A 7,678-nucleotide genomic window follows, 5' to 3' on the forward strand; every position below is an offset into this window, starting at 1 on the left:
TGCTTTCAGAAAAAGAGACAGGAAAACTCTATGGCAAACGTAAGATTGATATAGAGCCTGCCTTTGCCCATCTGAAGGCTAATTTGGATTTCACTCGATTTTCGGTTAGAGGGAAAGACAAAGTTAGGCAGGAGATTGGTTTAGCTTTGATGGCGATTAATCTCAGAAAACTGATGGCAACCTGTCGGATATAGAAAAAAAGCAGGCTAGAACAATCAAAATTGATTGGATTAGCTTGCTTTTTATTTTAGTGACTGTGGACTTTTGTCCCAGCCTTATGCTTTCAAACTTAATAAAAGGATATTTTCTCTTTCAAACCCAAATTATAATCATCTTCATAATCATAGAGTGGCGTTGGATAGATACCGTCAAAATATGAGGTACAGATTTGGTCGCCAAGACCAATGGCATCTTTCAGTCCCTCTATGGACAAGAAATACAAGCTATCTGAGCCGATGATTTCATTAATTTCATCAACTGAATGATTGGCTGCAATCAACTCTTTACGTGTTTGAATATCAATCCCATAGAAACAAGGATAAGCAAGGGGTGGACTGGCGATGACGACATGAACTTCTGCTGCACCTGCTTCTTTAAGGAGCTTGACGATTCGTTTTGAAGTCGTGCCACGCACGATAGAGTCATCTACCATGACAACGCGCTTACCTGCAACGACACTGCGAACACCCGAGAGTTTCATCCGAACGCCTTGCTCACGCAGTTCTTGCGTGGGCTGTATAAAAGTGCGTTGAATATACTGGTTTTTGACCAAACCCATTTCATAAGGAAGACCAGATTCTTCCGCAAAACCAGAGGCTGCTGATAGGGATGAATTCGGTACACCGACGACGATATCCGCTTCAATGTTCGGATTTTCCTTGGCCAAGAGACGTCCCATGTTTTTTCGAGCAGTATGGATATTGACACCATTGATATTGCTGTCAGGGCGCGCAAAATAAATGAACTCCATGCTGCAAATTTTCATATCAACATCGGTCGTATAGGTATCAACATGAACACCTTTATCATCAATCGTGACGACTTGCCCCGGCAGCACGTCCTGAACAAAGGTTGCCCCAACCACATCCAAAGCACAGGTTTCACTGGCAATGACGTAAGCACCATTTGTCAACTGTCCAATTGAAAGTGGCCTAAAGCCGTTTGGATCAAGTGCTGCGATGATTTTATCGTCTGTCATCAAAAGGTAGGCAAAACCACCTTTAACCGTGTTAAGCGCTGACTTGACATTATCCATGAGGTTGGTCGAAAAGCCTCGACGAATGAGGTGCATGAGAATTTCCGTGTCTGAGTTGCTGTGGAAAATCGCCCCTTTTGACTCTAACTCATGTTTTAATGTTCGCGTATTGGTCAGATTACCATTATGGCAAAGTCCGAGCTGACCATCGTAAAAATTGAATAAAAATGGTTGCACATTATCAATAGACGCTGAACCTGCTGTCGCATAACGGACATGACCGATTGCCGCATGACCTGTCAATTTTTCGAGATGTTTTTCATCTCGAAACACTTCTGATAAGAGTCCAAGGTCACGATGCCCCTTGAGTTTCCCTTTATCATTTGAGATGATGCCTGCGCCTTCCTGGCCTCGATGTTGTAAAGCATGCAAGCCAAAATAAGTCAACCTGGCAGCTTCGGGATGCCCCCAAACACCAAATAGACCACATTCTTCGTTAAGTGATTTTACTTCGTAAGTCATTTTGCACCATTCTTTAAATTTTTCTGTGATTTCTAGCTGTCTGTTAATTGAGATAACACAACTTTAGAAACCTCTCATGACCTTTATTTTACACTTATTGTTAGGCAAAATACAGTAAAAATCTTTGATTTAAGAGACAATACGGATTAATTGTTCGGTTTTTACTTATCGTTTATTTTGACAGTTGACCCGGCAGAGAAAAAAATTATGGAAAAAGGGGACCTAAAATTAGACTATGAATGATTTTGGCTATCAATTGGAATTAAACATCGCCTATTTTTATATCACTTTTTGATAACTATTAAAACAACTTGGTTATGTTGTAAGAAATAATGCCAAATTGGTTAAAAATTTGCTGATTCTATACCAGATTGGTATTCTTTTGACAAAACAATACGAAATTGGTATTCTTTTTTTTTTCGTAAAACATAAGAAAAAGCAAATTAGTCCACTCAAATTTGATTGCCCAATTTGCTTCTCTCTTTCAGTGATTGAGAACAATTGTCCCAACCTCTTTGATTGTCTAAGACTTAATTATCTTCTCCAGCGTCAACTGTTTCATCGTCATGTAACTTACCCGTTTCTTGGTAATGTTTGTACATGGCATCAATCTCAGCTTTAAATTCTTCTAGCATGACCGCTTCGTCCACTGTTTTGATAATTTTACCTTTTTTAAAGAGCATACCTTTACCTGCACCACCTGCAAGACCAATATCTGCTTCACGTGCTTCACCGGGACCATTAACCCCACAACCAAGAATGGCAACGGTAATCGGTGCCTTGATGTTAGCAATGTAGGCTTCCAGCTCTTGTGCGATTGGAATTAAATCAATTTCAATTCGACCACAAGTTGGGCAAGACACAAGCGTTGCTGCATTGTCAATCAAACCAAATGATTTGATGACCTCACGCCCAACCTTAATCTCCTCACGAGGGTCAGCTGACAGGGAAATTCGCATGGTATCGCCGATACCAAGTGACAAAAGCGCGCCCATACCAGCTGCTGATTTAACAGAGCCAGAAAACAAAGGGCCTGCCTCTGTAATTCCAAGATGAAGGGGATAATCAAAGCGTTCAGCAGCTAATTTATAAGCTTCAAGTGCCAGCTCAACATTGGAGGCTTTCATTGAGATGATGATATCATGGAAATCCAATTCTTCTAAGATTTCAACGTGTTCAATCGCCGATTCTAACATCCCTTGAGCAGTTGGATAACCATATTTTTGCAAAAATTTCTTTTCAAGTGAGCCAGCATTAACCCCAATACGAATCGGAATGAGATGGGCTTTACAAGCCTCAACGACTTTAGCCACACGGTCTTTACGACCAATATTACCAGGATTAATCCGAATTTTATCAACACCTGATTCAATAGCTTGTAAAGCCAAGCGATAGTCAAAGTGAATATCTGCCACTAAAGGAATGTTAATCTGTGCTTTAATTTCTTTAATCGCAAGTGCTGTCTCCATATCAGGTACAGCCACACGGACTAATTGGCAACCTGCTTCTTCCAGCTGATTAATCTGCTCAACCGTCGCTACGACATCCTGCGTTTTTGTCGTACACATGGACTGTAAAATTACTTTGTTGCGCCCGCCAATGATGACAGCATTTGGCCCATCACCAACCTTGACAGCGCGGGTCTTTCTTCTATGTGTTAAAGTCAAAATCTGACCTACTTTCTTTCTTAACTAAAATGTACCTCCTAAATTATAACAAAAAAACGCCGTAATAGTTTACGAACGCTTTAAGATTTTGTCACAATCTGATAAGGAGCGTGAGACGCTCAGCTATACATAAAGGACATCAGATGATTGCCAAGATAACAAAGTTAAGAATGAACAAGAAGTTGACCACCCAGATGATTGGGCTAACTTCTTTGGCTTTACCCGTTACGACTTTTGTGATGGCGAAGAAAATGAAGCCTGCTGCGATACCATATGAGATGCTGTAAGCAAGACCCATAAAGATTGACGCGAAGAAAGTTGGAATCGCTTCTTCCAAATCAGTCCAGTTGATGTCTTTAAATGAGCCAAGCATCATGACACCAACGATGATTAAGACGGGTGCTGTTGCTGCACTCGGCACGATTGAGATAAATGGGAGTAACACTGATGACAAGAGGAAACAGATAGCTGTAACAACTGATGTCAGACCAGTCCGACCACCAGCACCAATACCTGCTGCTGATTCCACATAAGTCGTTGTATTAGATGTTCCAAAAACCGCACCAATAGAAGTTGCTGTCGCATCTGCAAACAAGGCTTTATCCATTTTAGATGAGAAACCAGAACCATTTTCAAGAGACGCTTCATCTTCTTCTGAGAAGATACCAGAACGACGACCGGTTCCAATAAATGTGCCAATAGTATCAAAAGTGTCAGACAATGAGAAAGCTAGAATTGTCATCAAGACTTGTGGCATTTTAGCTGAATCAGAGAACAACGTTCCCATGCCTTCATGGCTAAAAGCAGCACCAAAAGTTTGACCTAATTCGTTAAAAGCTGAACCAAGAGAGTTTGCTTTAAAGTCAATCGCACTCAAATCAACCACACCAGCGAAAATCGCCAAGACAGTTGTCGCAACGATTGAAATTAAAATCGCACCTTTGACATTTTTCACAACCAAAATCGCCGTGATGGCAATCCCAACTAGCGCAACCAACACAGCTGGGCTTGTAAAATTGACCAAGGCTGGTACAGCTGAAGCAGCACCTTCAATCGTTGCTGTGCCTTTATCCGCACCTTTACCAAGGACTGTATAAGTCCCCGGGTCAAGTGTAAATTTCAATAGACCAGCATTTTTAATCCCGATATAAGCAATGAAAACCCCGATACCGCCACCGATAGCGTGTTGGATACTTTCAGGAATGGCTTTGATAATCATTTTACGGATTTTAGTCACCGTAATCAGGATATTAATAATCCCACAAATGAACACCATGGCAAGCGCTTCTTGCCAAGAGTAACCAAGGCCAAAAACGACTGTAAACGTAAAGAAAGCATTCAGTCCCATACCCGGCGCTTGTGCATAAGGCACATTGGCAAAAAGTCCCATAATCAATGTTCCAATGACTGAGGCAATGATTGTCGCTAGGAAAACAGCTTGATAAGGCATACCCGTTTTCGATAACATATCTGGATTGACAAACAAAATATAACTCATGGCAAAAAATGTTGTCAAACCTGCCATAATCTCGTGACTGACTGTTGTGCCGCTCTCTTTAAGTTTAAAAAACTTATCCATAATATCCTTCTTCCATCAAAAATAAATTATTAATACTAACCTATTCTAATGTAAGCATTCAGGACTTTCAAGGGATAATCACAGAGTTGACTGACTTTCCTGATTAAATGTTCGGTTTTTATAAAATAACATTTCAATCTGATGGAATTACCTAAAAACTGGCGTTCGTACCAAAAAATGTTATACTAAATAAGGAACACTTGAGGGAAGATTAATCTTGCTTTCACTCCTTTTGAGATAAGGTATCCGAGTACGAAGCAGAGTCATAAAGTGTGTCTGTACACGCTCTAACGCTCTTAATGAAGTAATCGAAAATTTTAGCCCAAAAATGCGAAATTGAATTTTTAGAAATCCATTACTATCAACACTAGAAAGGCTTGAGTTCAACTTGATCGAACTCACACAATATCAACACATGACAAACAAAAAATTAATCGCTATTGACCTTGATGGTACAACCTTGCAATCCGATGGTAACACCATCTCAGACTATACAAAAAACATCTTTCAAACCGTCAGAAAAAAAGGCCATCAGATTGTCATCGCGACAGGCCGACCCTATCGGATGGCGATTCAAATCTACAACGACCTAAATCTCGAAACACCGATGATTAATTTCAATGGTGCCATGACCACGATTCCCGGTAAAAACTGGGAACATGCTGTGTCTAAGCACATCAACCGATCACTCGTCTTTGAGCTCATCAAAAAACAACAAACTTTTAAACTTGACTTCCTAGCCGCAGAATTTCGTCGCAAATTCTTCATTAATTCTTTTGAACATGCGAGTCCTAGCCTTTTCGGTATTGAGAGTTTTGAACCCTATCATCAGATGCGGATGGAGAAACTGGATGACGATCCTAATGCCATCCTCCTTCAGACACGCTTTACTGATAAATTGCAGTTAGCCAACCACATTGATAATTATTTCAGTAATCAGGTCAGTGTCAGCGCATGGGGTGGGCAAAATGGTATTTTAGAAGTCGTGCCAAAAGGTGTCAGCAAAGCTTCTGCCCTTAAACACCTACTCAAAATCAATGGTCAAGACAGCTCAGACCTCATCGCCTTTGGGGATGAACACAATGACATTGACATGCTCAAACTGGCAGGCACGGGTTACGCCATGAAAAATGCCAGCGATACCCTTCTTGCGCATGCTGATCAACAGATTGCTTATAGCAATGATGAAGATGGTGTAGCCAGAACACTGGAAAGTTTGTTCTTATAAGAAACTCTAGATTTAAGACTGAAATCGCCTCACAGGGCGTTTTTTTATAAGATTTAATATCTCAAAAAAAGCAAACCATTATTTGAGATGGCTTGCTTTTGAATGTGTATGAAATCAAATTTAATCAATAGAAAGAAACAAATCGAGTCGGGACGGACAGGGAGGGGATTGTTGCTGATATTGCCCGCATTTTGATAGTACTTGCCGACCGAGCGGAGCCAAAACTCCCGAAACCTGTTGTCTAGTGTCAATGTATGACCGTTGTGACTTTAAAGGTCATCCTTTAAAAGGGTGGATACTACTCCTGTTGGAGCAGATGATAAATGTTTTGATATTTGACGCGGTCACTTTTCATCCAAGCTTGCAAAAACTTGATGCAATTGGCGCCTTGTTTATTCATTTGAATGGCATGTTTGAGTTTGATGGCATCATATTTCTGTGCCTCTAAACTAAAATAGCCAATCGCGCGTAATTTATTCAAGGCTTGCTAGTGGTAATGAATCCGTTGTTCAGCAGTTTTATGAATATTTGCCTTGGTCACAAAGACATCATTAGCTAAAAGCATGAGTTCGACGATGTCCATACTGAGATTTTGCAAGCGAGAAATAAAAGTAAAGCGATAATGTTTCGGCCGTTTTGCGTGACTTTCAACGTGTAACTCATCAAGTCGTTGGCGTAGACAATCACTTTCAGCGTGCTATCTGTTGCCTCATGTGTATTTAATTAACCCCACGCCTACTTTTCCTTTCTGCGATTTCATGTCATAATATTTTGAAACCTAATCTACGCTAGCACTCAGCCTAGCAAGAACAGTCACGAACTTTGCCGCGAAAAATCTATCTTAGGTCGCTGCGCCTAACGGCGCAAATCCTAACCGAAACCGATGATACTGTCCATCAAGTCTCGCCTTGTGCTAACCCTTTAATGCCCCCTCTGCCTTCTCGGAAGAGAGATGTGAGATTATTTAATTAAGAGAGACAGGGCGGGACGGACAGGGAGGGGGTAATTCACATCACTGCGGTTGTTGAGATTGCCCGCGCCGACATTGCCCGCATCCCGATAGTGGTAGCCGGCCGAGCGGAGCCAAAAGTAATTGGGCGCACTGCTAAAAAAATCTAATAGGGGCACGGCGTATGTTGCTTCTGGGACTGCCATATGACCATAAATATCTCCATAACTTAAGGCGAAGGCTTGTTGACTTCCTGAATCACTTAGGGTTGTTTCAAAGCGTTTATCTTGATACCAATTATCCCAAGTCCAATTTTCTGAACCACTGTTTGAAGTGAGTCCAATAGCAGAAAATGTCGTAAAGTCTGGGTTGTTCAAGGATACTTTTTGAACCATAGCTTCTAAAGCAGGGTTACTTGCGATAGTAGTCGTATACCACGCATTAATCGTCTGTTTAAGACCACCAGCAGCACTATCTTCATAGCCGTTCGTACCAGCTGAACTAAAGTAAGTTGTTCTATTGGAATCAGAGATAAATT

General features: G+C 41.1%; 7 protein-coding genes. 2 read left to right on the top strand and 5 right to left on the bottom strand.

Translation table 11 applies throughout. The annotated features are described in order from the left end of the window. The coding region (locus tag ACYQ21_RS13880) for a transposase (RefSeq protein WP_460059124.1) at window positions 1–194 on the top strand (194 nt) is incomplete at its 5' end. A gap of 95 nt (window positions 195–289) precedes the next feature. Here the strand turns inward: ACYQ21_RS13880 and purF are convergent. The 3 genes from purF to ACYQ21_RS13895 all read right to left on the bottom strand — a co-directional run bounded on the left by purF (window position 290) and on the right by ACYQ21_RS13895 (window position 4,963). Continuing rightward, window positions 290–1,717 carry an amidophosphoribosyltransferase gene (purF, locus tag ACYQ21_RS13885; RefSeq protein WP_460059125.1) on the bottom strand — a complete coding sequence of 476 codons (1,428 nt, stop codon included), beginning with the start codon at window positions 1,715–1,717 and terminating at the stop codon, window positions 290–292. A gap of 530 nt (window positions 1,718–2,247) precedes the next feature. Continuing rightward, complete coding sequence (gene ispG, locus ACYQ21_RS13890) at window positions 2,248–3,384, bottom strand: flavodoxin-dependent (E)-4-hydroxy-3-methylbut-2-enyl-diphosphate synthase (RefSeq protein WP_460059126.1); 1,137 nt, start codon at window positions 3,382–3,384, stop codon at window positions 2,248–2,250. 139 nt (window positions 3,385–3,523) lie between these two features. Beyond that, entirely contained in the window at window positions 3,524–4,963 is a 1,440-nt protein-coding gene (locus tag ACYQ21_RS13895) for an NCS2 family permease (RefSeq protein WP_460059127.1), read from the bottom strand. A gap of 415 nt (window positions 4,964–5,378) precedes the next feature. On the opposite strand from ACYQ21_RS13895, the gene ACYQ21_RS13900 reads away from it, so the two are divergent. Then, entirely contained in the window at window positions 5,379–6,191 is an 813-nt protein-coding gene (locus ACYQ21_RS13900; protein WP_460059128.1) for an HAD family hydrolase, read from the top strand. A 298-nt stretch (window positions 6,192–6,489) separates the two neighbouring features. Here ACYQ21_RS13900 and ACYQ21_RS13905 read toward each other — a convergent pair whose 3' ends face one another. Beyond that, entirely contained in the window at window positions 6,490–6,672 is a 183-nt protein-coding gene (locus ACYQ21_RS13905; protein WP_460059129.1) for a hypothetical protein, read from the bottom strand. Between the two features lie 479 nt (window positions 6,673–7,151). After that, window positions 7,152–7,678: hypothetical protein (locus ACYQ21_RS13910; protein ID WP_460059131.1), on the bottom strand; the 527-nt coding region annotated here is incomplete at its 5' end.

The organism is Pseudolactococcus yaeyamensis (assembly GCF_054658615.1).